Annotated in this window: 26 protein-coding genes; 18 read left to right on the plus strand and 8 right to left on the minus strand. The window is 36.1% G+C overall.

All coding sequences use genetic code 11. The features are described from left to right. Positions 1 to 5 precede the first annotated feature (5 nt). The 6 genes from HMPREF3031_RS00250 to HMPREF3031_RS00275 all read left to right on the plus strand — a co-directional run bounded on the left by HMPREF3031_RS00250 (position 6) and on the right by HMPREF3031_RS00275 (position 5,756). Entirely contained in the window at positions 6 to 1,085 is a 1,080-nt protein-coding gene (locus HMPREF3031_RS00250) for an ABC transporter ATP-binding protein (RefSeq protein WP_002480529.1), read from the plus strand. 3 nt (positions 1,086 to 1,088) lie between these two features. After that, positions 1,089 to 1,895 (plus strand): ABC transporter permease, encoded by an 807-nt coding sequence (locus HMPREF3031_RS00255; RefSeq protein ID WP_002480530.1) that lies wholly within the window; start codon positions 1,089 to 1,091, stop codon positions 1,893 to 1,895. Then, positions 1,892 to 2,704 (plus strand): ABC transporter permease, encoded by an 813-nt coding sequence (locus HMPREF3031_RS00260; RefSeq protein ID WP_002480531.1) that lies wholly within the window; start codon positions 1,892 to 1,894, stop codon positions 2,702 to 2,704. The genes HMPREF3031_RS00255 and HMPREF3031_RS00260 overlap by 4 nt, the downstream gene beginning before the upstream one ends. Beyond that, a complete protein-coding gene (locus HMPREF3031_RS00265) occupies positions 2,701 to 3,774 on the plus strand; it encodes an ABC transporter substrate-binding protein (protein WP_002480532.1) in 1,074 nt (357 codons plus the stop codon). Before HMPREF3031_RS00260 ends, HMPREF3031_RS00265 begins: the two co-directional genes overlap by 4 nt. A gap of 36 nt (positions 3,775 to 3,810) precedes the next feature. Continuing rightward, positions 3,811 to 4,890, plus strand: coding sequence for a lipoteichoic acid stability factor AuxB (gene auxB, locus HMPREF3031_RS00270; protein WP_070724547.1), 1,080 nt, complete (start codon positions 3,811 to 3,813; stop codon positions 4,888 to 4,890). Between the two features lie 239 nt (positions 4,891 to 5,129). Beyond that, positions 5,130 to 5,756: a DUF4064 domain-containing protein gene (locus HMPREF3031_RS00275; protein WP_061054790.1), complete on the plus strand. Its 627-nt coding sequence runs from the start codon at positions 5,130 to 5,132 to the stop codon at positions 5,754 to 5,756. Positions 5,757 to 5,837: 81 nt separating this feature from the next. Here HMPREF3031_RS00275 and HMPREF3031_RS00280 read toward each other — a convergent pair whose 3' ends face one another. Both HMPREF3031_RS00280 and HMPREF3031_RS00285 read right to left on the minus strand, forming a co-directional pair. After that, positions 5,838 to 7,184 (minus strand): Nramp family divalent metal transporter, encoded by a 1,347-nt coding sequence (locus tag HMPREF3031_RS00280; protein WP_002480535.1) that lies wholly within the window; start codon positions 7,182 to 7,184, stop codon positions 5,838 to 5,840. 220 nt (positions 7,185 to 7,404) lie between these two features. Next, positions 7,405 to 8,016, minus strand: a complete 612-nt coding sequence (locus HMPREF3031_RS00285; RefSeq protein ID WP_002480536.1) for a YktB family protein — start codon at positions 8,014 to 8,016, stop codon at positions 7,405 to 7,407. A gap of 115 nt (positions 8,017 to 8,131) precedes the next feature. Here HMPREF3031_RS00285 and HMPREF3031_RS00290 point away from each other — a divergent pair, with 115 nt between their 5' ends. Continuing rightward, positions 8,132 to 8,950 (plus strand): inositol monophosphatase family protein, encoded by an 819-nt coding sequence (locus tag HMPREF3031_RS00290; protein ID WP_002480537.1) that lies wholly within the window; start codon positions 8,132 to 8,134, stop codon positions 8,948 to 8,950. A 166-nt stretch (positions 8,951 to 9,116) separates the two neighbouring features. Here the strand turns inward: HMPREF3031_RS00290 and HMPREF3031_RS00295 are convergent, their stop codons facing one another. Further along, positions 9,117 to 9,308, minus strand: coding sequence for a DUF5325 family protein (locus tag HMPREF3031_RS00295; RefSeq protein WP_002480538.1), 192 nt, complete (start codon positions 9,306 to 9,308; stop codon positions 9,117 to 9,119). A gap of 94 nt (positions 9,309 to 9,402) precedes the next feature. Between HMPREF3031_RS00295 and typA the strand changes: the two genes are divergently transcribed. Continuing rightward, on the plus strand, positions 9,403 to 11,250 hold the full coding sequence (gene typA, locus HMPREF3031_RS00300) for a translational GTPase TypA (protein ID WP_002480539.1): 1,848 nt from the start codon (positions 9,403 to 9,405) through the stop codon (positions 11,248 to 11,250). An 87-nt stretch (positions 11,251 to 11,337) separates the two neighbouring features. Here typA and HMPREF3031_RS00305 read toward each other — a convergent pair whose 3' ends face one another. Continuing rightward, positions 11,338 to 11,541 carry a DUF2197 domain-containing protein gene (locus tag HMPREF3031_RS00305; RefSeq protein ID WP_002480540.1) on the minus strand — a complete coding sequence of 68 codons (204 nt, stop codon included), beginning with the start codon at positions 11,539 to 11,541 and terminating at the stop codon, positions 11,338 to 11,340. Position 11,542: 1 nt separating this feature from the next. Further along, positions 11,543 to 12,025 carry a hypothetical protein gene (locus HMPREF3031_RS00310; RefSeq protein WP_002480541.1) on the minus strand — a complete coding sequence of 161 codons (483 nt, stop codon included), beginning with the start codon at positions 12,023 to 12,025 and terminating at the stop codon, positions 11,543 to 11,545. Positions 12,026 to 12,161: 136 nt separating this feature from the next. On the opposite strand from HMPREF3031_RS00310, the gene HMPREF3031_RS00315 reads away from it, so the two are divergent. The 3 genes from HMPREF3031_RS00315 to HMPREF3031_RS00325 all read left to right on the plus strand — a co-directional run bounded on the left by HMPREF3031_RS00315 (position 12,162) and on the right by HMPREF3031_RS00325 (position 17,738). Beyond that, entirely contained in the window at positions 12,162 to 12,437 is a 276-nt protein-coding gene (locus HMPREF3031_RS00315) for an Fpa/YlaN family protein (protein WP_002480542.1), read from the plus strand. A 236-nt stretch (positions 12,438 to 12,673) separates the two neighbouring features. Next, the gene (ftsW, locus tag HMPREF3031_RS00320; RefSeq protein ID WP_002480543.1) at positions 12,674 to 13,894 is read left to right on the plus strand and encodes a cell division peptidoglycan polymerase FtsW; all 1,221 of its coding nucleotides are present in this window, start codon (positions 12,674 to 12,676) and stop codon (positions 13,892 to 13,894) included. Between the two features lie 394 nt (positions 13,895 to 14,288). Further along, positions 14,289 to 17,738, plus strand: coding sequence for a pyruvate carboxylase (locus HMPREF3031_RS00325; protein WP_002480544.1), 3,450 nt, complete (start codon positions 14,289 to 14,291; stop codon positions 17,736 to 17,738). A 151-nt stretch (positions 17,739 to 17,889) separates the two neighbouring features. On the opposite strand, the gene HMPREF3031_RS00330 is transcribed toward HMPREF3031_RS00325, so the two are convergent. Continuing rightward, entirely contained in the window at positions 17,890 to 18,816 is a 927-nt protein-coding gene (locus tag HMPREF3031_RS00330; protein ID WP_037556329.1) for a COX15/CtaA family protein, read from the minus strand. 320 nt (positions 18,817 to 19,136) lie between these two features. Between HMPREF3031_RS00330 and cyoE the strand changes: the two genes are divergently transcribed. From cyoE to HMPREF3031_RS00350, 4 genes are all read left to right on the plus strand, one after another. Then, the gene (gene cyoE, locus HMPREF3031_RS00335) at positions 19,137 to 20,048 is read left to right on the plus strand and encodes a heme o synthase (protein ID WP_002480546.1); all 912 of its coding nucleotides are present in this window, start codon (positions 19,137 to 19,139) and stop codon (positions 20,046 to 20,048) included. 25 nt (positions 20,049 to 20,073) lie between these two features. Continuing rightward, positions 20,074 to 20,535: a DUF420 domain-containing protein gene (locus tag HMPREF3031_RS00340; protein WP_002480547.1), complete on the plus strand. Its 462-nt coding sequence runs from the start codon at positions 20,074 to 20,076 to the stop codon at positions 20,533 to 20,535. A 125-nt stretch (positions 20,536 to 20,660) separates the two neighbouring features. Beyond that, positions 20,661 to 21,701: a CAP domain-containing protein gene (locus tag HMPREF3031_RS00345; protein ID WP_002480548.1), complete on the plus strand. Its 1,041-nt coding sequence runs from the start codon at positions 20,661 to 20,663 to the stop codon at positions 21,699 to 21,701. A gap of 14 nt (positions 21,702 to 21,715) precedes the next feature. Beyond that, a complete protein-coding gene (locus HMPREF3031_RS00350) occupies positions 21,716 to 22,156 on the plus strand; it encodes a YlbF/YmcA family competence regulator (RefSeq protein ID WP_031262763.1) in 441 nt (146 codons plus the stop codon). A gap of 99 nt (positions 22,157 to 22,255) precedes the next feature. Here HMPREF3031_RS00350 and HMPREF3031_RS00355 read toward each other — a convergent pair whose 3' ends face one another. Then, positions 22,256 to 23,182: a glycerophosphodiester phosphodiesterase family protein gene (locus HMPREF3031_RS00355; protein WP_002480550.1), complete on the minus strand. Its 927-nt coding sequence runs from the start codon at positions 23,180 to 23,182 to the stop codon at positions 22,256 to 22,258. Positions 23,183 to 23,320: 138 nt separating this feature from the next. On the opposite strand from HMPREF3031_RS00355, the gene HMPREF3031_RS00360 reads away from it, so the two are divergent. Beyond that, positions 23,321 to 23,575, plus strand: a complete 255-nt coding sequence (locus HMPREF3031_RS00360; RefSeq protein WP_002480551.1) for a DUF2129 domain-containing protein — start codon at positions 23,321 to 23,323, stop codon at positions 23,573 to 23,575. A 52-nt stretch (positions 23,576 to 23,627) separates the two neighbouring features. Here the strand turns inward: HMPREF3031_RS00360 and HMPREF3031_RS00365 are convergent, their stop codons facing one another. Further along, positions 23,628 to 24,017, minus strand: coding sequence for a DUF7147 family protein (locus HMPREF3031_RS00365; protein ID WP_002480552.1), 390 nt, complete (start codon positions 24,015 to 24,017; stop codon positions 23,628 to 23,630). A 64-nt stretch (positions 24,018 to 24,081) separates the two neighbouring features. Between HMPREF3031_RS00365 and rsmD the strand changes: the two genes are divergently transcribed. Continuing rightward, entirely contained in the window at positions 24,082 to 24,633 is a 552-nt protein-coding gene (rsmD, locus tag HMPREF3031_RS00370) for a 16S rRNA (guanine(966)-N(2))-methyltransferase RsmD (protein WP_002480553.1), read from the plus strand. After that, positions 24,626 to 25,111, plus strand: coding sequence for a pantetheine-phosphate adenylyltransferase (gene coaD / locus HMPREF3031_RS00375; RefSeq protein ID WP_002480554.1), 486 nt, complete (start codon positions 24,626 to 24,628; stop codon positions 25,109 to 25,111). The genes rsmD and coaD overlap by 8 nt, the downstream gene beginning before the upstream one ends. The last annotated feature ends 4 nt before the right edge of the window (positions 25,112 to 25,115 follow it).

A 25,115-nucleotide genomic window follows, 5' to 3' on the forward strand; every position in this document is an offset into this window, starting at 1 on the left:
AACATATGTCGCTATTAACGTTATTAGGAGTGAGTAAACAATACGATGGCAAAACCATCTTAGACGATATCTCTATTGATTTCGAAGAAGGAAAATTTTATACCTTACTAGGTCCTTCGGGATGTGGTAAAACAACCATTTTAAAAATTATTGCAGGTTTTGAACAAGCAGATTCAGGAGACGTATTATACGGAAACCGTAATATCAATGGGATTCCAGCTAATAAACGTCAAGTAAACACAGTCTTTCAAGATTATGCGTTATTTCCACATTTAAATGTGTATGAAAACATTGCTTTTGGTTTGAAATTGAAGAAACTATCAAACAAAGCGATTAAAGTGAAAGTGGCTGAAGCTTTGAAGCTCGTAAAATTAGAAGGTTATGAGCAACGTACGATTGATGAAATGAGTGGTGGACAAAAACAACGTGTGGCGATTGCGCGTGCCATTGTGAATGAACCTAAGATCTTATTGTTAGATGAATCTCTATCTGCCTTAGATTTAAAGTTGCGTACAGAAATGCAGTATGAATTACGTGCACTTCAAAAACGTTTAGGCATCACATTTATCTTTGTCACACATGATCAAGAAGAAGCACTAGCCTTAAGTGATTATATTGCGGTTATCAAAGCAGGTAAAATCCAACAATTTGATACACCGATTAATATTTATGACGAACCGGTCAATCGCTTTGTGGCTGACTTTATCGGTGAATCTAATATTATCGAAGGTACGATGGTGCGAGATCGTTTAGTAAATATTTATGATAAAGAAATTGAATGTGTGGATATGGGAATTCCTGAAGGGACTAAAATCGAAGTAGTCATTCGTCCTGAAGATATTTTAATTACAAATCAAACTCAAGGTTTATTTAAAGCAGTTGTGAAGTCTACCTTGTTTAGAGGTGTGCATTATGAAGTCACATGTCAGGACCAAGAAGGTTATGAATGGATGATTCAAACGACAAAGAAAGCGAAGGTCGGAGATACAGTCGGTTTGTATTTTGAACCAGATGCGATTCATATCATGGTGCCAGGTGAAACAGAAGCGGAATTTGATAAACGTATTGAAAGTTATGAGGACTAAACGATGACAAAATTAAATAAATACTTAATGGTTCCTTATATGATTTGGATGGTAGGTTTTATTATCATTCCAGTAATTTTATTAGTATATTTCTCATTTTTAGATAACCAAGGCCATTTCAGTTTGACGAACTATCAACAGATTTTAAGTATGCGTTATGTCAAAATGATGGGGATTTCTATTCTATATGCGGCCATCATTACGCTCGTCACATTGATTATCAGTTATCCAGCAGCCTATTTTATTCGTCAATCTGTACATCAAAACATGTGGATTTTAATATTAATTATTCCGACGTGGATTAATTTACTTCTCAAGACGTATGCATTTATCGGGATTTTGAGTCATGATGGTATTATCAATCAAATATTAAATGTGATGCATCTTCCTCATATGGAACTATTATTTACTGCGTCTGCGTTTATTATCGTTGCGAGTTATATTTATATCCCATTTATGATTTTACCGATTTTCAATAGCATGAAGACGATTCCTGAGAATTTAATTCAAGCGTCTACAGACCTCGGTGCCAATCGTTGGACGACGTTTTTAAAAGTCATTTTACCTTTGACGAAAGAAGGCGTACTCTCTGGAATTCAAGTCACGTTTATTCCAGCTTTGTCACTGTTCATGATTACGCGTTTAATTGCGGGTAACAAAGTGATTAATATCGGGACATCTATTGAAGAACAATTCTTAGTGATTCAAAACTACGGCATGGGTTCAACCATTGCGATTGTTTTAATCTTATTTATGGCGTTCGTGTTAGTCATCACGAAATCAGGCAACGAAGGAGGACGCAGATCATGACATGGTATGGCAAAGTCTATCTTTGGTTATTAGTCATCGGCTTATATGTACCGATTATCTTCTTAATGGTATATTCCTTTAATTCAGGCGGCAATATGATTCATTTTGAAGGCTTCACGTTAGAACATTATCAAAGTTTATTTCAAGATGATCGTTTAATGGCTATCTTATTCAATACGATTGCGGTGGCATTATTAGCTGCAGCCGTGTCTACTGTAATTGGTACGTTTGGTGCTATTGCGCTGTATCATTTACGTCAGAAACGTTTGAAATTGACATTTATGACGTTAAATAATGTGTTATTGGTCTCTTCTGATGTAGTAATCGGAGCGTCATTCTTAATTATGTTTACTGCTATCGGTCATTTTACAGGAATGGGGCTGGGCTTTTGGACGGTCTTAATTTCGCATATTGCGTTTTGTATTCCGATTGTAGTCATTATTGTGTTGCCGCAACTTTATGATATGAATCAAAATATGTTTGTGGCTGCGAGAGATTTAGGCGCAACAGAATGGCAGATTTTAAATCGTGTCATGATTCCGAATTTGATGCCTGCGATTATGGCTGGTTTCTTTATGGCATTGACATACTCATTAGACGACTTTACTGTCAGCTTCTTTGTGACAGGTAATGGTTTTAGTGTGTTATCAGTAGAAATTTATGCGATGGCACGTAAAGGTATTAGTATGGAAATCAATGCGATTTCAACGTTAATCTTTGGCGTTATCATCATTGGTATTATCGGATACTATATGATTCAGCGTTATACAAAACGCCGCTTGTCCTTGAAACGAGGTGTACTGCGATGAAGCGATTTTTACAATTGATTATCGGTGCACTGGTGATAGGAGTCATTTGTTTAGGGATCAGTAAATGGTATGGCAGTGAAGCACATCAAGCATCAGGCAAGAAACTTTATGTGTATAACTGGGGAGAATATATCGACCCAGAGTTAATCGATAAGTTTGAGAAAGAAACTGGCATTCAAGTGATTTATGAAACGTTTGATTCAAACGAAGCGATGGAAGCAAAAATTCGTAATGGCGGTACGCATTATGATGTCGCATTTCCAAGTGAATATACGGTTCAAAAGATGAAAAAGGATGATTTATTAGTTCCTCTAGATCATAGCAAGCTGCCAAACATGAAATATTTAGATAAAAATTACATGAATATGGATTATGATAAACATAATCGTTATTCTATACCTTACTTCTTCGGTACAGTGGGTATACTTTATAATAAAGACGCCTATCCACATGATGATTTTTCAAGTTGGAGAAGTTTATATAATCCGAAGTTTAAAAATGATATCATATTAGTGGATGGTGCGAGGGAAGTGATGGGCTTAAGTTTGAATAAACTCGGCTACAGCTTAAATGAAACGAATCCGAAACGTTTAGATGAAGCGGAAACGGATTTAGCGCATTTAGCCCCTCAAGTCAAAGGGATTGTCGGTGATGAAGTAACGATGATGTTAGAACAACACGAAGCGAATATCGCAGTCGTATGGAGTGGTACTGCAGCACCGATTGTACAAGAGAATCCTGAATTTGACTATGTCGTCCCAAAAGAAGGCTCTAACTTGTGGTTCGATACGATGGTAATCCCAAAAACTGCACAAAACCAAGCAGGTGCGTATCAGTTTATTAATTTCTTGTTAGACCCAAAAAACAGTAAGCAAAATACTGAATGGGTCGGTTATGCGACGCCGAATGAAGCGGCTAAAAAGCGTTTACCGAAAGAAATTAAAAATGATCAAAGGTTTTATCCTTCAAAAGAAACACAAAGTAGGCTTGAAGTCTATAAAGATTTGGGTAAAGATATTTTAAATGATTATAATGAGCATTTTTTGAATTTCAAAATGTCATTACAATAATATTTTGATTAGTAAGTAGAGTAGGGAGTGTTAATGATGTCTGAAGAACCACAATATACACAAATAAAACGTCCAGTCAGCAGAGTGGCAGAAAAAGTCTTAGGTTGGCTGAACTGGATTGGATTATTGTTATTAACAGTAATTACTATGTTTATTGCGCTTGTGTCATTCAGCAACAATACATCAATTCAAAATCTTGAACAGTCAATCAACAATAATGATTTAGCACAACAAGTGCTCGCAAATAACAGTTTAAATACAACACAATTTGTGATTTGGCTTCAAAACGGTATTTGGGCTGTCATTGTTTATTTAATTGTCTGTTTATTAATTTCATTCTTAGCACTCATTTCTATGAATATCCGAGTGTTATCTGGAATTCTCTTCTTAGTTGCATCTATCATTACATTGCCTTTAGTGTTACTACTCGCAACAATCGTCATACCAGTACTATTCTTCATTGTCGCAATTATGATGTTTGCGCGTAAAGATAGAATAGAAACTGTACCATGTTATGGCGGTGGTTATGTACCATATGAGGGCGGTTATGATGATTATGATAGATATGACCGTGAACCTGTAAGACGTCCACATGGCTATCCAGAAGACGATGTGAAACCATATGTACCGAAAAAAGACAGAGTACAAGAGACACATCAAACAGAAGATACAGAAGAACCTGTACAGTCTGAAGAACCAATCACAAGACGTGAAGATGAAAGTGAACCTGAATTCTTATCACGTCAGGCGAAATATAAACAAAAATCAGAAGAAGAAGTCAGAGAACAACAAGAACAAGATGCATATGAGCGTGAACAAGCGCGTATGCAAGAACCTTCTAATGAGCCTGAAGAAGTAAAATATCGTGATGTTGAACCACGTAAAGGTGAAACGGCTGAAGAGAAAGCAGCACGTAAACGTGAGAAAAAAGAAAGAAAACGTCGTGCGAAAGAAGCACGTAAAAATCGTCCGAGTGCTGTGAATCAACGACGCATGAACTTTGAAGAACGTCGTTCATTCAACCAAGGTAAATCACCGACAACGCAAGAAACAAAAGAAGATGACGTACAGTCAACTGAAGATACACAAGCGCAAGATTCAGATAAAAAATCATAATTTTGATAAACCGAAAGCAATGATTATCGTTGCTTTCGGTTTTTATCTTGGTAAAAAAACCAAAAAATTTTCTATTGCATAGTTGAAATAAATGAAATTTAAATTGATTTATGCATAAATTGAGTGCTTTAAGGGTAGTTACGTTTATAAGACCCGTTAAGCGGCCTTAAAAAAGCGGATGAAGTCAGCGAAGAATATAATGCGACGCTTCAATTTCGCTTAATCAGGAGGGTATTACAATGAATAGAAAAGTAGAAAGAATCATTGGATGGATCGGTGTAGGTCTGACAGTACTCTACATGTTGCTGTTCTTAATCGGTACATTCATGAAGGATGGCATGTTGGCTGACATTCTGTTAAAACAAGGGGATTCCAGTATGTCACCTGAATTCTTGCATCAAACAATGGTCTTCACAACGATTGGTTTGATTGTTGTCGCAATTATCGCAGCAGTGGGTCTTGTATTAAGTAAGAAAAACCGCATTGCTGCAGGTATTATCTTAATTGTCGCGGCACTAGTTGGTTTATACTTCTCAAACTTTATCGCATCTATTTTATTCTTTATTGTAGCGATTATGTTATTTGTTAGAAGAAGCCAAGCTAAACGTGAAGCCAACAAAGAGTACGACAGAAATCATGGCTATTTCGAAGACATTACACGTGATAATGAAAACACAAACAATCATGAAAAAATCAAACCTGAAGGCAAACAGGTAAGAGACAAAGCAGAGCATGACAAATTTGATTCAGAAGCTAATCACGAAGCACATTATGAAGAAAATGCGAATGAAAGTGAATTGGCTAAACAACGTAGAAGAGACGATCATGAACGTCCACGCAGACATGATTTAGACGATTTCAAATAATAAAATTAAAAAGCAGCTGCAATCCGTAAAGGGGAAACTTACTGGATTGCAGCTGCTTTATTTTTATTGTATAGCTTTTGTTTACAGTTCTTGGAATGTTTGGATGATTAAATGGATGTTTAATCCGCTTAAGATAACAATTAATGACCATGAAATTATGTTAATCCATAATTTGTTTTTAAATCTTCCCATCAAGTCTTTGTTGTTTGTCGCAAGTTGAAGCGGAATTAAAGTAAATGGCAACGCAATACTTAAGAATACTTGTGAAAAGACTAAGAGTTGTTCCATCATACTTTCATTACCATGGAAGATAATTAAACAAATGATAACTGGAATAATTGCGATAGAACGTGTGATTAATCGTGTTACCCAGTTTGGTAATTTTAAGTTGATGAAACCTTCCATAACGATTTGACCGGCTAGGGTACCTGTAATCGTTGAGTTTTGACCTGACGCAAGTAAAGCGACTGCGAATAAAGTACTCATTAAGCCGCCAAGAGATGCGCCAAGCAACGGTTGTTGTTCTAAGGCTTGATATAAGTCATAGAAACCGCCAAGATTATCTGCATTGCCTGTACCGAAGAATAAACCAGCACCTAAAACAAGTAATAAACAGTTAATCACAAATGCAATAGTCAATTGAATGTTTGAATCAATTGTCGCATATTTAATGGCTTGTGCTTTAGAAGCTTCATCTTTACGATTATATGTTCTTGATTGAACGATAGATGAGTGTAAATAAAGATTATGCGGCATAATCGTTGCACCAACAATACCTAAGGCAATATATAAGGCACCTTGTTGTGTAACGATATGACTGCTAGGTATAAAACCATTTAATACACTGACAACGTCAGGTGAAGCAATATAAACTTCAAAGATGAAGATTGCGAGTACAGTAAAGATTAACGTACCGACGATGGCTTCAATTTTTCTGAAACCGAATTTCATAATAAATAATAAGATAAAGACATCAAGTACTGTGATGATCGCACCGACAAGCAATGGAATTCCGAATAATAGATCAAGCGCAATGGCACTGCCGATAACTTCTGCGATATCTGTCGCAATAATTGCGAGTTCAGCTATGATCCAGAATATAAATGCTAAAGGTTTATTTAAAAAACGTTTTGTGACTTGTGCTAAGTCATGGCCTGATGCGATACCGAGTCTGACTGTCATACTTTGAAGCAACATGGCAGACAAACTTGAAATTAATATTACAAAAAGCAGAATATAACCGTATTTGGCTCCGCCTTGCATGGAGGTAATCCAGTTACCAGGATCCATATAACCTACTGCAACCAGTAAGCCCGGTCCTAAGAATGAAAGGAATTTCTGCTTGATACTGCTGTTTGAATTGAAACTGACAGTATTGTTGATTTCGTCTAAGCTGTCGTTATTATAATTGACCTGTCTTTTAGTCAAGAAGGTCACCCCCACTTCTCTATGTTCTAACAATGGTTTAATAATAAAGTAAAAATAAAATTAGGTCAACCTAATAAAACTGTTTTTTACGTTTAAAATTGTAAGCAACGAGATGTAGGTGAAAAAGAAAAGCTGATTTAAACAAAGTAGTATAAGGCAAACTTTGTCTAAATCAGCACGATAATTTTGAATGAATAGTTAAATGCTCGGTATTATGCTATTATGGATAAAACTTTAACAGTTGCTCAAACGTATCTTCTAAATAATCGAGGAATGCTTGATCTGACTTTAACTCAGGTGCATCAGGTGAGAGTGTACGTGCAACAAAGAATTCGCCTTTTTTAAGCTGTTTTGCACGTGACAATGCTTGTTCTAAGTCTTCAGTCGATAGGTCTTGGATCAATGGTTTATCCATTTTGACATGATCTACACAAATACGGTAGTCTGCAGGCAAGTTTTCAATATCTTTGAAGTGATTTTCAAAGACCTCAATGTAATGCGTTTTATTTTTAGCTTCATGCATAACGCCGAACATGACAAAGACTTGTGATTCGTATAAACCGATTTGGAAATGCGGCAGCATTTTATAACCACGTTTATTCGTAGAGAAAGCGACCCAAGTATCTTTCGGCGGATTTACTGTACGACGTGCATGTTTTGCGATATGCATAAAGAATTCATCTGCTGTATGGGTAGATAAGAAGTCAGCGAAGTGTTCACCCAACTGATGTAGTTTTGGTCTGATGTGTTGTTCGATTTCAGCCATTCGTGCTTCTAATCCAGGCACTTCAAAGACTTTAAAGTCTTTAGAAGAAAAAGTATAGTTAGACATGACAAAGCCTCCTGTTGTTATGATTGAAAACATTGTAGCATAATTTTGGCTTGATTTAGAGTAAATGAAATTCTGAAATGATTTAGTTATAATATGATAGAAGGGGTGTTCGTAAATGGCAGTATATGATTTTGCAAAAGGACTTGTAATTGAAGCGGGTAATAATATCCGTAAAATGATGCAGCAAGATATCAATATTGAAACAAAATCCAATCCAAATGATTTGGTGACAAATGTTGATAAAGCAACGGAAGATTTTATTTACAATAACATTATGGAGAATTATCCAGACCATCAATTTATTGGTGAAGAAGGACATGGCAGACCGATGTCTGAAGTTGAACAAAAAGGTATTGTCTGGGTTATAGATCCGATTGACGGCACATTGAACTTTGTGCATCAAAAAGAAAATTTTGCGATTTCTATCGGTATTTATAATGATGGAGAGCCTTATGCAGGATTTGTTTATGATGTCATGAATGATTTGCTCTATCATGCAAAAGCAGGAGAGGGTGCGTTTGTAAACGAACATCCAATGAAGCCGCTTGAGAATTCGGATTTAAATAAAAGTTTGATTGGAATTAATCCAAATTGGTTAACAAAGCCGGTGATTGGTGTTATATTCAGAAAGGTAGTAGATGAAGCGAGAAGTTGTCGCGCTTATGGTTCTGCAGCCTTAGAAATGATTCATGTTGCGCAAGGAAAATTAGGTGCATATTTAACACCGAGATTACAACCTTGGGATTATGCCGGTGCTTTAATTATTTTAAATGAAGTAGGCGGTAAAGGTACGGATTTATTAGGTAATCCACTTTCACTAAATCAGCCGCACTCTGTATTGGTCGGCAATCAATCCATACATGAGGAAATTTTAACGAAACACATGTTGCCGGAAAAAGAAACTTTTGAGACATTACACAAAAGATATCGATAAAAAATAAAAGGTCGGGACCATCGAAGCTGTTTAAACAAGCAATTGTTCAAAAAGCATCTAGGTACCCAACCTTTTTTCTTTTGACTGAAATATATGTGTATTCTTTCTCCTGCAGGGTACTGCAAGGAGTGGAACCCTTTATGTTAAAAATTCATGTAATGATTGGTCAGAACCAATCGTTTTCGCGATATTTTTTCTTAGTTGTAAAGCCGGCACCGAAAATCGCAATTAGGATAATGGCTGTAATCGCCATAAACCAATAATTTTGAGCACCTAAGCTAAAACTGAACAGTACTAAGAAAATGACTGCAAGAACAGAATAAAGCCAAAATATAGCTTTTGATTTTTTTTTCTGCATTCAAACCCCACCTTATTATTCTTTGCTCAATAATATGATATAATAAAAAAGTTGCAAATTGAAGTGGGAATTTACTCAAGAAAGGAAATTTAGTATGACAAATTTAAGAGAAGACGTACGTAACATTGCTATTATTGCTCACGTTGACCATGGTAAAACAACATTAGTTGACGAATTATTAAAACAATCTGGTATTTTCCGTGAGAATGAGCATGTTGATGAACGTGCAATGGATTCTAATGATATTGAAAGAGAACGTGGTATTACAATCTTAGCGAAAAATACTGCAGTTAATTATAAAGGCACTAGAATTAATATTTTAGACACACCAGGTCACGCTGACTTCGGCGGTGAAGTGGAACGTATCATGAAAATGGTAGACGGTGTTGTATTAGTTGTTGATGCCTACGAAGGTACAATGCCTCAAACACGTTTCGTGTTGAAAAAAGCGTTAGAACAAAATTTAAAACCTGTAGTGGTTGTAAATAAAATCGATAAACCTGCAGCACGCCCAGAAGCGGTTGTAGATGAAGTCTTAGACTTATTTATCGAATTAGATGCAAATGATGACCAATTAGAATTCCCAGTTGTATATGCATCAGCTGTAAACGGTACAGCAAGCTTAGAACCAGATAAACAAGATGAAAACATGCAGTCATTGTATGAAACAATCTTAGACTATGTATCAGCACCAGTAGATAACCGCGATGAACCTTTACAATTCCAAATCGCGTTACTTGATTACAACGACTATGTAGGTCGTATCGGTATTGGTCGTGTATTCCGCGGTACAATCAAAGTCGGAGATCAAGTTTCATTATTAAAATTAGACGGCAGTGTTAAAAACTTCCGTGTCAGCAAATTATTCGGTTTCTTCGGTTTAAAACGTGAAGAAATTGAAGAAGCACATGCTGGGGATTTAATTGCGGTTTCAGGTATGGAAGATATCAACGTAGGTGAAACAGTAACACCACATGACCATCAAGAAGCATTACCTGTTTTACGTATTGATGAACCAACACTTGAAATGACTTTCCGTGTAAATAACTCACCATTTGCTGGTCGTGAAGGTACGTATGTGACTGCACGTCAAATTCAAGACCGTTTAGATCAACAACTTGAAACAGACGTATCATTAAAAGTAACACCAACTGACCAACCAGATGCTTGGGTTATTGCAGGTCGTGGTGAATTACACTTATCTATCTTAATTGAAAATATGCGTCGTGAAGGTTTTGAATTACAAGTATCTAAACCACAAGTAATCCTTAAAGAAATCGATGGCGTTTTATGTGAACCATTTGAACGCGTACAATGTGAAGTACCTCAAGAAAATGCAGGTTCAGTTATCGAGTCACTTGGACAACGTAAAGGTGAAATGTTAGACATGGTGACTACAGATAATGGTTTAACACGTTTAGTATTCATGGTGCCTGCACGTGGTATGATCGGTTACACAACTGAGTTCATGTCAATGACAAGTGGTTATGGTATCATCAACCACACATTCGAAGAATTCCGTCCACGTATTAAAGGTCGTATCGGCGGACGTCGTAATGGTGTATTAGTTTCTATGGACCAAGGTAAAGCAAGCCAATATGCAATTATTGGTTTAGAAGACCGTGGTACTAACTTCATGGAACCAGGTACTGAAGTATACGAAGGTATGATTGTTGGTGAAAATAACCGTGATAATGACTTAACAGTAAATATCACTAAAACTAAAAACCAAACCAACGTACGTTCAGCTACGAAAGACCAAACTGAAACAATGAAACGTCCACGTATCTTAACACTTGAAGAAGCGTTAGAATTTATCGATGACGATGAATTGTTAGAGGTAACACCTGAAAGTATCCGTATGAGAAAGAAAATTTTAAATAAATCTCAACGTGAAAAAGAAGCAAAACGTATTAAACAATTAATGGCTGAAGACGAGTAATCGTTACAGCTTTAAGATAATGAAGAAGTCTGAATCATAAAGATTCGGGCTTCTTTTTTGTATTTAGGAAGAAAAAAAGACCATGAATCAATCGTCATGGTCTTCTGTAAATATATTGAATTTTTCTTGTGCTTTATAAAAGTTATTACGTTGTTTAGGAACATCTAAACGACTTCTGCAATCTTCACACATAAATGTGCGCATAGGATGATTGCGCAGCTGTTTGGCTTCCAATGTATTTTCATCCATGAGTACTTCTGTATCACAGATGATACACTGTACTTTTATCAAATTATACCACCTCGATATACGTCACATGTTTGAATTCATGTGAATACCCTTCTTCAGGTATGTACACGAAGCTGTCTACACCGTTGTCATCATATAAACGTTTCCCTTTATCTGCGAATTTAAAGAACAGGTAAGGTAATAAGCTTAACGGTACTTCGATTGAATCTTCATCGTTAGATAGACGAATTGCTGTGGCATCGTCATTTGGTTCAGCATTCTTGAAGAAAGGTGTCATGTTAATCACAAATGTGTCCTCAATCATGGCACGCTTTTTATACTTGATTTCAGAATTCAGGGTTGGAGGATTCGTTTGTCCTTCCAAAATTGCGCGATTCCATTCACGGTTATTTTGGAATTCGACAGGTTTTGTTCCTTCAAAGACGCCTGCTTCTAAATCTTCGATTTTTACTTTACGATCGTCAAAAATCCAAGTTGTACTGTCTAAAGTAATTGGAAATTTAACTTTACCCTTAATTTGTATCATGTTATGCGCTCCCCTTTATAATATCTGAGTCTATGATAACATAGAATAGAGTTACTGATTCGAAATTTACTTGCAATTTAGTTTTGAGTAGGCTAAAATTTTTAATATGACAAACAAATGATAGGGGGAGTATGTCATGACGAAATCGAACACAATCAATAACGCGGCATATGACCAATTAAATAAAGATGCAGATCGCATTCTGCAATTAATTAAAGTACAAATGGACAATTTAACATTGCCGCAATGTCCTTTGTATGAAGAAGTTTTAGATACACAAATGTTTGGCTTACAAAAAGAAGTAGACTTTGCAGCAAACTTAGGCTTGATCGATATCGAACAAGGTAAAGAAATCATGTTGCGTCTTGAAAAAGAATTGTCTAAACTTCATGAAGCATTCACAAACGTTTAATTTCACAGCATCAGATTAAACCGCACAAAGTGGCTGCAGTTCTGTCAGAAGTTGATAGAATGTACAGTCACTTTTTTTATTTCTTTTCAACATACAGAAATGCTTGCAACACGACTTAAAAATGTGGTTTTATAAAGATATCGTCAAAGTGAAAACAGAATTAAGACATTAAAGTCTTATACAAACTCTAAATATATTTGAAAACACTTCAAATATGAGAATTGGATGATTTTTAAATGAATAACATAAAATCTTTCTTTCGGTATGTCGGAAAGTATGCAAAATATATCGATTATCCGTTAGTGATTACATATATAATGCTGTGTTTGATTGGGTTGATTATGGTTTACAGTGCCAGTATGGTTCCTGCTACTAAAGGGACGTTAACAGGGGGTACACCTGTGTCTGGTACGTATTTTTATACAAGACAGTTAATGTACGTTGTGATGAGTTTTATTATTGTATTTTTTATGGCGTTCTTCATGAACGTTAAATTTTTACAGCAAACACGTGTGCAACAAATTATGATGGCAGGTATTTTCCTTTTGCTATTCTTTACGTTATTAATCGGTAAAAATATCAATGGTTCTAAAAGTTGGATTAACTTAGGGTTTATGAACTTACAAGCTTCAGAGTTGTTGAAAATCGCCATTATACTTTATCTGCCATTCATGATTAATAAAAAGCGTGAGCGCGTACTTGCGAATCCGAAATTAATACTGAATCCGTTATTATTTATAATTGTATGTATTATCATGGTGCTATTCCAACGTGATGTTGGGCAAACGATGCTGATTATCATTATTTTTATGTCCATTATGCTTTATGCAGGTATTTGGATTAAACCGCTATTAAAATGGGGCGGTATCATATTGGTAGGTGGCAGTATTGCATTAGTACTATTCGCCATTGCAGGTTGGTTACCTGCATACTTAGTTGCCCGTTTTAGAATTATGACAGATCCATTCCATTTTGAATCTGGTACAGGTTACCATATTTCAAACTCCTTAATGGCGATTGGGAATGGGGGATTATTCGGTAAAGGTATCGGCAACAGTGTGTTAAAACTTGGCTATCTGCCAGAACCGCATACAGACTTTATTTTTGCGGTCATATGTGAAGAACTAGGTTTAATCGGAGGCCTATTTGTGATTGGATTATTGTTCTTTATTGTCTATAGAGCTTTCCAGTTAGCTTCTGAAACAAGTTCTTATTTCTATAAACTCGTTTGTGTTGGTATCGCAAGTTATATCGGCAGTCAAACATTCGTTAACTTAGGTGGTATTTCAGCGTTAATTCCGTTGACAGGGGTACCGTTACCATTTATTAGTTTTGGTGGTTCCTCTATGATTAGTTTAAGTATCGCCTTAGGCTTATTATTAATTACTGCGAAACAAATCAAGATGGATAAACAAAAAGCAAAACAAAAACATATTGATATTCCAAGAAGATATTAAATGGCAAGACTGAGCGTAAGCACGTTCAGTCTTTTTTTATGTCGATTGAAAGATTTTTAAAAAGACAAACGTTTTTTATTGACGAGTAAGAAATGTTAAGAATAATGGTTAAGCTAAAATGATTGCTTTCAGAAATAAGTATAAATAAAGTTTATGATGTGTTATAAGAAAATATGATATAATACGGATATGCTTCTATATGTCTTATCTATACTAGCACTGTCTAACATGCTTTGGTGGCGTGTTTATAAGTTGCTGAAACAGTATAGTTTGGCTTGAAGTTTACATATCAGAACAGATACATCTACTAACATTAATGTTCGTGTTTTGGTATACTATTATCTACAACAAAGGTTTAGAAAATTCTAATAATTGATTTTTGGGGGTTGATCACTTGAAGAAGATTAATAAGTTAATGGTAGCAAACCGCGGTGAAATCGCAATTCGTATTTTCCGTGCAGCCACTGAATTAGACATTACAACAGTCGCAATTTATTCAAATGAAGACAAAGGTTCGTTACATAGAAACAAAGCTGATGAATCTTATTTAGTCGGAGAGGATTTAGGTCCTGCTGACAGTTATTTAAATATTGAACGTATTATTGAAGTTGCGAAGAATGCGAATGTTGATGCGATTCATCCAGGTTACGGATTCTTAAGTGAAAATGAAACCTTCGCAAAACGCTGTGAAGAAGAAGGTATTATCTTTATCGGCCCTAAACTTAAACATTTAGATATGTTCGGTGATAAAGTGAAAGCCCGTGCCACAGCAATTGAAGCTGGTTTACCAGTTATTCCGGGTACAGATGGTCCGATTGAGGATTATCATAAAGCTGCAGATTTTGCGAAAGAAGCAGGTTACCCATTGATGATTAAAGCCACTAGCGGTGGCGGCGGTAAAGGTATGCGTATTGTGAATGAGGAGTCTGAACTTGAAGAAGCCTTTACACGTGCGAAATCTGAAGCGCAAAAATCTTTTGGTAACAGTGAAGTTTATATTGAAAAATACATTAATGAACCAAAACATATAGAAGTTCAAATCATGGGTGATGAACACGGTAATATTGTTCACCTTTATGAAAGAGATTGTTCTGTACAACGTCGTCACCAAAAAGTTGTTGAAGTTGCGCCATCAGTAGGTATGGATGAAGGTTTACGTCAACGTATTTGTGACGCAGCATTACAATTAATGAACAATGTGGGCTATGTCAACGCAGGTACAGTTGAGTTCTTAGTATCTGGCGATGAGTTCTTCTTTATTGAAGTTAACCCACGTGTACAAGTAGAACATACAATCACTGAAATGATTACAGGTATCGATATTGTGAAAACACAAATTCTTGTAGCAGATGGCGAATCATTATTTGACGATGAAATCGGTATTCCGCATCAAGATGATATTCATACATTAGGGTATGCGATTCAATGTCGTATCACAACTGAAGATCCGACAAATGACTTTATGCCGGATACTGGCCACATTATCGCTTATCGTTCTAGTGGTGGTTTCGGTGTACGTTTAGATGCTGGTGATGGATTCCAAGGTGCTGAAATTTCACCATATTATGACTCATTATTAGTGAAATTGTCTACACATGCGTTAACGTTTAAACAAACGATTGAAAAAATGGATCGATCTTTACGTGAGATGCGTATTCGTGGTGTGAAAACGAATATTCCATTCTTAATTAACGTGATTCGCAATAAACAATTCCAAGAAGGCGACTATACAACTAAATTCATCGAAGAAACACCTGAGTTGTTTGAAATTAATCCAACACAAGACCGTGGTACTAAAACATTAGAATACATTGGTAATGTGACAATCAACGGCTTCCCAAGTGTTGAAAAACGTCAAAAACCTGATTTTGAACGTCCACATGTAGACCGTGTACCAAGATCAGAAATCAAACAATTAAGAGGTACAAAACAACTCTTAGATGAACAAGGTCCTAAAGCTGTTGCGGACTGGTTATTAAAACAAGAAGATGTGTTGATTACAGATACAACATTCCGTGATGCGCATCAATCCTTACTTGCGACACGTGTGCGTACGAAAGATATGTTAGCTATCGCATCACAAACAGCGGAAATCTTACAAGATGCATTCTCACTTGAAATGTGGGGCGGTGCGACATTTGACGTTGCTTATAACTTCTTGAAAGAAAATCCATGGGAACGTCTAGAACAAATGCGTAAAGCCATTCCTAACATTTTATTCCAAATGTTATTACGTGCATCAAACGCAGTAGGTTATAAAAACTATCCTGATAATGTGATTAAGAAATTCGTAAAAGAAAGTGCTGAAGCTGGCGTAGATGTCTTCCGTATTTTCGACTCGTTGAACTGGTTAGACCAAATGAAAGTAGCGAATGAAGCGGTTCAAGAAGCGGGTAAAATCTCTGAAGGTACAATTTGTTATACAGGGGATATTTTAGATCCGCAACGCTCTAATATTTACACATTAGATTACTATGTGAACCTTGCGAAGGAATTGGAAAAAGAAGGATTCCATATTCTTGCGATTAAAGACATGGCTGGTTTATTAAAACCTAAAGCTGCTTTTGAATTAATCGGAGAATTAAAAGCTGCAGTTGATTTACCAATCCACTTGCATACACATGATACAAGCGGTAACGGTATTTTAACGTATAAACAAGCTGCAGATGCAGGTGTAGACGTCATTGATACAGCAGTATCATCTATGAGTGGTTTAACAAGTCAACCAAGTGCGAACTCATTGTACTATGCTTTAAATGGCTTTGGTCGTGATGCACGTACAGATATCAATGGTCTTGAACGTTTAGGTCAATATTGGGATACAGTACGTCATTACTATAGTGACTTCGAAAGTGATTTCAAATCACCGAACACAGAAATTTACCAATATGAAATGCCTGGCGGCCAATACTCAAACTTAAACCAACAAGCGAAAAGTTTAGGCTTAGGCAATAGATTCCATGAAGTTAAAGATATGTATCGTCGCGTAAACTTCTTATTTGGAGACATTGTTAAAGTAACACCATCTTCAAAAGTAGTCGGCGATATGGCGTTATACATGGTACAAAATGATTTAACAGAAGAAGATGTCTTAAAAGACGGTTACAAACTCGACTTCCCTGAATCAGTGGTCTCATTCTTCAAAGGTGAAATCGGTCAACCAACAGACGGCTTTAATAAAGAACTTCAAAAAGTTGTGTTGAAAGGTCAAAAACCATTAACAGAACGTCCAGGTGAATACCTTGAAGATATCGACTTTGAAGCGTTACGTGAAGAACTTCAAGCAAAACAAGAAAAACCTGTCACTGAACAAGATTTAATCAGTTATGCGATTTATCCTAAAGTTTATGAACAATACATCGCTACGAAAGAACAATTCGGTAATGTGTCATTATTAGATACGCCGACATTCTTCTTCGGTATGCGTACGGGTGAAACAGTTGAAGTGGAAATCGATAAAGGTAAAACGTTGATTATCACATTAGAAGCAATTACTGAACCAGATGATAAAGGTGTCAGAACAATCTTCTTCATCATGAACGGTCAAACACGTCAAATTAAAATTCAAGATGAAAATGTGAAAACGAATGCGACAGTAAAACCAAAAGCAGACAAAGCTAACCCTAACCATATCGGTGCACAAATGCCTGGTACAGTGTCAGAAGTTAAAGTTGCAGTGGGTGATCACGTAGAAAGCGGACAAGCACTTTTGATTACTGAAGCAATGAAAATGGAAACAACAGTACAAGCACCATTCAACGGTACAGTAAAACAAGTTACTGTCACAAATGGTGAAGGTATTCAAACAGGCGACTTATTAGTAGAATTAGAAAAAGATGAATAATCGTTAAAATATGCCGGAAGCTGATACTCTCTTCAGTTTCCGGTATTTCTATTCTTGAGAAGCCTATTTATAGTAAAAGTGATTAAGAAGTTTGGATAAAGCAACAAAAAATAACCGCTGAACAGTGATGTCTGTTCAACGGTTATTTGTATTAATAAGCGTTATTTTTAACTTTTTCAACACGTTTTGTACGCAGCATCAATAAGATGAAGTAGGCGATTAAACCGAATTCAAATGTGATAATTAATGCGTGTAGTAAAGCGATGAATAAATTCACGCTTGTGAAGATTGATAAAGCACCTGTGATAATTTGCAGTACGATTAAAAGTAATGCTGCTGTGTAACCGTATCGGATGGTACGGTTTTCGTGATAGTGTTTGATTGCATAGTTAAATGCAAGAAACACACTGATTGTAGCGATAAGTGCTAATAATCTATGCATGAATTGTACCCAGTCTTGTTCTGTATGTGGAATCAAGTCTGCGAATGGTAATGGCCATGAACCATAAGATAATGATGAATCTGTATGACGTACTAAAGCACCTGTGTAAATGCCGACATATAAACAAATCGCCATTGTCCAAGTATAGATTCTAAGTTTAGAATCTATGTGTACTTTGTTCGCTTCGTATTTTTTATCTACATCGAAGATGATTAATGTCAATACGAAAACAGATGAGAAGCTGATTAATGAGATACCAAAGTGCAATGCAAGCACGTAATCATTTTGTTGCCAAAGCACTGCTGCAGCTCCGACTAATGCTTGGATAAGCAAGAAACCGACACTGATAATTGCCAGTGGTTTAACTTCTTTGATATACCCGATATTCTTCCAAGCTGTAATGACCAACCATAATACAACGATTAATGATAAAGCAGATGTTGCTCTGTGACTGAGCTCGATAATTGTACTAATAGGTAAGTTTTGCGGTAATAAAGCACCATGACATAACGGCCATGATGATCCGCAACCATCGGCTGAACCTGTTTTTGTTACAAGTGCGCCACCTAATTGAACCCATGCCATAATAACTGTTGCGAGAACAGCTAACCATCTAAGGTTACGTTTTTTAAACAATTTAAAACACCCCACTGATTAATTGACATAGATAAAGGCAGAGGAAAGGAGGGATTTGTACGAACAAGTATGTAAGACGAATCCGAATTCCATGCCTCAAGCCTATTTGTCATTTGATAAATTGTAAATATTTATAAACATTATATCAATAATGGCTATAAATTTTAATAGCATGTGGATTGAAAATGTGTCACAAAAATGACGATTTTTTGAAAATTAGTGTTGTCGCTAAAGTGTCACAAATTTGTCTTATTTAGCCTAGTCAACTATTACTTTTTGCTATATCATTGTATTATATGAATATTTTAAGGAGGGGCATTATGGATAAAGGACATACTTTGTCGCAAGCTTCTGGTCGTGTAACCCTTAAAGAACTGAAAGCAATTATTAAAATGGGGCTCGTTCAAGGGAACTTAATTCCTGCCTTCACAGGAGCATGGCTAGCGATTGTATTAACGAATCACTCCTTCCTATCATCTATACCGCAAATTCTGTTGATGATGATCGGTTCAACGCTCATCATGGGGGGCGCATGTGCACTCAATAACTATTATGACCAAGATATTGACAGCATTATGCCAAGCAAACAGTCAAGACCGACAGTCAATAACAGAATTTCAAATAAAAATTTATTGATTTTAAGTTTCGGAATGATGGTTCTAGGAGAAATCTTATTATTTATCCTAAATATACCATCAGGTGTCATTGGTTTAATGGGCATTATCGGCTACGTATCATTTTATTCAATTTGGTCTAAACGCCACACAACTTGGAATACTGTTATCGGGAGCTTCCCAGGTGCAGTACCGCCTTTAATCGGCTGGACAGCAATTGAAGGCCAACTAAGCTTAACAGCAATTGCGTTATTCTTAGTGGTATTTTGTTGGCAACCGATTCATTTCTATGCCTTAGCTATTAAACGTCAAGACGAATATGCTTTAGCTAAAGTTCCTATGTTACCATCTGTTAGAGGTTTTAACCGTACACGTGTAGGTATGCTTTTATGGTTAGTCGCATTATTACCTTTACCATTATTATTTACAAATTTAGGTACGGTATTCGTTGTATTGGCAACACTTCTGAACTTAGGTTGGATGTATCTTGGCTTAACAAGCTTCAAGAAGAACTTCAATCAAAAGAAATGGGCTACGTTAATGTTTGTTTACTCACTAAACTATTTAGTGCTATTCTTTGCATTAGCAGTCGTAATTTCTTTAATCAATATGATTTAAATAAATTGAAGATAGGATGAGATTTATGAGTCTACCTATATTGCCGACGATAAGTACAAGCTGTATTCAAATTTGTGCGGCGTTAGTTATTGTTGGATGGTACTTGATTAAAAAACGTAAAATTGAAGCGCATAAGAAAGTAATGTTGACTGCAGCATTCTTCGCATTAACATTCTTTATCATTTATGCAAGTAGAACATTCTTTATCGGGAACACTGCTTTCGGTGGACCTGCATGGTTAAAAGGATATTACCATTTCTTCTTGATTTTCCACATCGCGTTATCAACGGTGGGTGGATTAATGGGATTATTCCAAATCATCACAGCGTTTAAAGACAAATTTAATCTTCACCGCAAGGTTGGACCTTGGGCAGCGATTATTTGGATTTTTACAGCGTTCACAGGTATTATCGTGTACATCTTGTTATATGTTATGTACCCAGGTGGAGAAACAACTTCATTATTTAAAGCAACTTTCGGCTTTTAAAATGTAAAACATCGACTGATGACGTTATCTGTTGTCAGTCGATGTTTTTACATAAAGACTATCCTTGCGAGTGTGCGTGTGAAACGTGTACAATGATAATTACTTAACATTGAGGTGGGCGGAGAATGAGGAATTTAATTATTAAAGTTATAGGCGTCTTGCTTCTCATAACTTTTCTTATCTATTTATTTTATTCGCCACGGCTGAAATTTGATGTGTTGGAAAATCCAAACAAGAAATCGTCGACAAAAATTGAACAAACACAGAAAAAAGGGCCGGAGACTGAAAATCCAAAACCTAAGTCAGGAATTGGAACATGGGTCAACAATGACATCAGCGGTTTGACGAAGAAATTCGGTCAAGCTGATCGTGTCTATGCATACGCAAATGACTATAAAAACTATGTCTTCAGAGCACAGAATCAATATTATATTGTGACGGCTAAGAATAATATCATTAAATCAGTCTATGCGACAGGAACGAAGGCGGATATTGAACCTATCAATATCTCTGAAGATGCTTCGAGTATTTTTGAAAACACGAGTATTAACCCAGAACCCCGTATTAAAGCTAACGGTAAGTCTTATGATATAGAACTTTCTGATGAAGATATGAAAACACAAATGCTGATAAAATATGGTGATGTGTATGCGCAAGTGTATATCGACCAACAAACCAATAAAGTGGTTGGTGTAAGATTCCTTGATGCTAATGCACTTGTCATGTTTAATCCATATCAAATGACACAAACATCAAATGAAAAAACTGTTAAAAATCAACATAAAGATGTCCCATACGAACAAAACGTCAACCAGTTAATGACGCTTTATGAAGTTACCAATCAAATCAGAAGCTTGAAGGGGCTTAAACCGTTCAAAGTAAATAATGATTTGAGTCACATCGCTTCAGTAAACTTATACGAAAGTACAAACAACAAAAATGTTGAATTTACTGAAGGTGCTTTGAAACAACAACTAGATGATCGTAATATAAAATTTGAAGCCGTAGGACAAAACGTTGGTTATGACTTTAATGACGTACCGACACTCTTGCATAGCTGGTTGAATTCAGACATTCACCGTTCTCGTTTATTGAATACACAATATACTGAAATGGGCGGAGATGTTATGGATGGCTACTATACATTAATATTTATTGGAGACTGATGGAAGGTGACAATATGATTAATTCTGAAATCATTGAGGTTTTAGATGGTGTAGATGAAGTCAGTGAAATGATTTTAAACTCAGAGATTTACCAAGAATATATAGCAGCACGTCAAGCAATGAACGAAGATGAAGCAGCGCAAACGCATTATCAAACGTTTATGAAATATAAAGAACGTTATGATGAAGTGATGCGTTTTGGTAAATATCATCCAGATTATCAATCAGTGACACGTGCAACGCGTAAAAGTAAACGAGCATATGACATGGTACCATCTGTGATGGCGTATAAACAAAAAGAAACTGAACTTCAAAATTTAGTGGATGAAGTCATCACAATTATCGCAACTTCTATTTCAGATAATGTGAAAATTGAAGTAGGGAATCCATTCTTTAGAACAGATATGCATGGATGCAGTACAGGCGGAACATGCCAATGCCAAATCCACGCTTAATATAAAACACAAAGCAACACCCGCTACATAAGCTATAAAGCCGATGGTAGCGGGTGTTGCTTTGTTTATTAATTATTATAATTTGAGTGATCAGTCATATTAATGTTGAGCTTGGTTTTGACGATATTGGAATGCAAGGTCAGGTCTGTCAGTGACAATAGTATGTGTGCCGTTGTTAAATAGGTCGCTCATTAAATCAATACTGTTGACACCGTAATAACCTGGAACGATATTACGAGAATTCAACCAATTGATTAATCGTTTTGAAGTAAGTGGCACACCATGATAACTTGTCGGCATTTGGAAAGTGTTGGCTTGCGCTTCAAACATATTGCCTAAGCCGCTGAAGAATTTAACGATACCTACAGTGACTTCTTCTTGGCTTGCACCTACCGCAACTGTTCCTAAGGCTAATTCAGAAAATCTAGCAATTTGTTCCTGATAGAAACTCGTCACTAATACGCGATCTTGTGCGTTATGACGTACGATAGATTTGTATAATAGTTCTGGTGCAATCGTACCTTCATAAGAGTCTGGACTATCTTTTAAATCCACATTAATGAGCATATCAGGATATAATTCTAACAATTGATCAAATGTCAGGATTTTCGCATCTGGGTGGTCACGATAAGGCGTCTCTTTATTGATGTCTTTAAAATGATAACCTGCATCCAGCTTTTGCAGTTCATCTAAGCGATGTTCACGTACTTTGCCTGAACCGTTGGTAGTACGGTCGACTGTGGCATCATGAAAGACAATCAATTGTTCATCACTTGTGACACGTACATCTGTTTCGAAACCATCCACTTCGTAAGATGCCGCTGTATCAAATGCGAGTTTTGTTTGTTCTGGACGTAAAGCCATGCCGCCGCGATGGGCGAAGATATAATGGGGCTTACGTGTAAAGAATGCTGGGATAGGTTGAGGTTCTGGTTGTCCTTTTAATTTTGACAAAAAGATAAGTCCGCTGAATATACCGGCAGCACCTGCTACACTGTTTCTGATAAGTCTACTTATTTTTACCATGAAATTTCCTCCTCGTAGTTTATGAAGCTAACCAAAAGTGATATCTAAGAAGCGTGAATGCTTAGTGATACAGGGGTTTGGTTATTTCAAATTTAGTTCAGTCGTGATACTATAGATTAAAGTAATGGAGTGATCAAAATGACAGAAATCATACCAAGAACCAGTTTAATTATATACCTTAAACATATGAAGCATGAACGTCATATTAGAAAATACGGTCATATTGTCAATAGTAATCGTAATCGCAAATATGTCATCATGTATATCAATGAAAATGATGCCGATCATATTGTCAACCGACTCATGAAATTAAAGTATGTGCGTCACATTGAAGGTTCTCCTTATAAATATTTAAAGAAAACGTATGAAAAAGAAAAATACGAAATCAATTAATAGTTACACTACTGTATCAACCAATATAACCCTTATGTTATGACATTAAACGTTATTGTAATGGCGGTATCCAATGATATAAGCGTAAGACACCGACTAAATAGTTGAAATAGAGTTCTAAATCATGAAACTCGTCTGAAGATTTAACATCTAATTCGTTTAACGGTAATTGATAATCTTCAGCGAAGCCGCGAATCATTGCTGACTTTTTATTATCCTCTGGATGAGGGTAAGGAAAAGCATTCAACATGATATACATGGCTTGGAAGTAATTGCCTTCAGTCGGATTCATGATAATCGCTGCAGAACTTAAACCTTTGTCTGAACTTGGACTGTTAAAGAACACAATGCGATTAATGCGTTCATGATTATATTGAATAAGTGTTTTGAACTCAAATAAATCGGTGAGTCCTTCACCGAGTACAATAAAAGATTGTTTCATTTTGGGAATAGCCTCCTTATTACCCAAATTATATTATAGAACAAGAGGGGAAGTGAAGTATTAGATGAGAGTGATATCAGGCCAACATAAAAGTAAACCTCTAGAAAGTCTGCAAGGGCGTAATACACGTCCGACAACAGATAAAGTAAAAGAAAGTATCTTTAATACCTTGCATGATGTATCAGGTATCGGTTTGGATTTGTTTGCGGGAAGCGGTGCTTTAGGTATAGAAGCATTGTCTCGTGGTATGGACGAAATGATTTTTGTAGATCAAAATTTTAAAGCAGTCAAAGTAATCAAAGCAAACTTAAACAGCTTAGATTTGATGAAACAAGCAGAAGTCTATAAAAATAATGCTGACCGTGCCTTGAAAGCGTTAGCTAAACGAGACATTCAATTTGATTTAATCTTCTTAGACCCGCCTTATGATAAAGGATTAATTGATAAAGCATTAGCACAAATCGAAGAGTTTAATTTATTGAAGAAAAGTGGTATCATCGTTTGTGAGTTTAACCATAAAGAAAACATTGATACGCACTCTTTTGAAGTGATTAAACGTTATCATTATGGCTTAACGGATACTATGTTATTAGAAAAAGGAGAACATGATGGCTGAAACAAAAGCAGTAATACCAGGTAGTTTCGATCCAATTACATATGGTCATTTGGATATTATTGAACGTGTGGCACACCGTTTTGATGAAATCCACATTTGTGTATTGAAAAACCGTAATAAGTCAGGGACTTTTACTGTGGAAGAACGCATCGCTTTAATTGAAGAATCTGTCGCAAATATCCCGAACGTACAAGTACACCAATTCAATGGTTTACTTGTAGATTTTTGTGATAAAATCGGCGCAAAAACAATCATTCGAGGATTACGTGCAGTCAGCGACTTTGAATACGAATTGCGTTTAACATCTATGAACAAGAAGTTGAATAGTGATGTCGAAACATTATATATGATGACAAGCACGAACTATTCATTCATCAGTTCTAGTGTAGTTAAAGAAGTAGCGCAATACAAAGCGGATATTTCTGAGTTTGTACCGCCTCCTGTAGAAAAAGCATTAAAAGAAAAATTCGGAAACTAATAAA

Origin of the sequence: Staphylococcus sp. HMSC072B07, from assembly GCF_001815505.1 — a bacterium.
Lineage (GTDB): Bacteria > Bacillota > Bacilli > Staphylococcales > Staphylococcaceae > Staphylococcus > Staphylococcus simulans.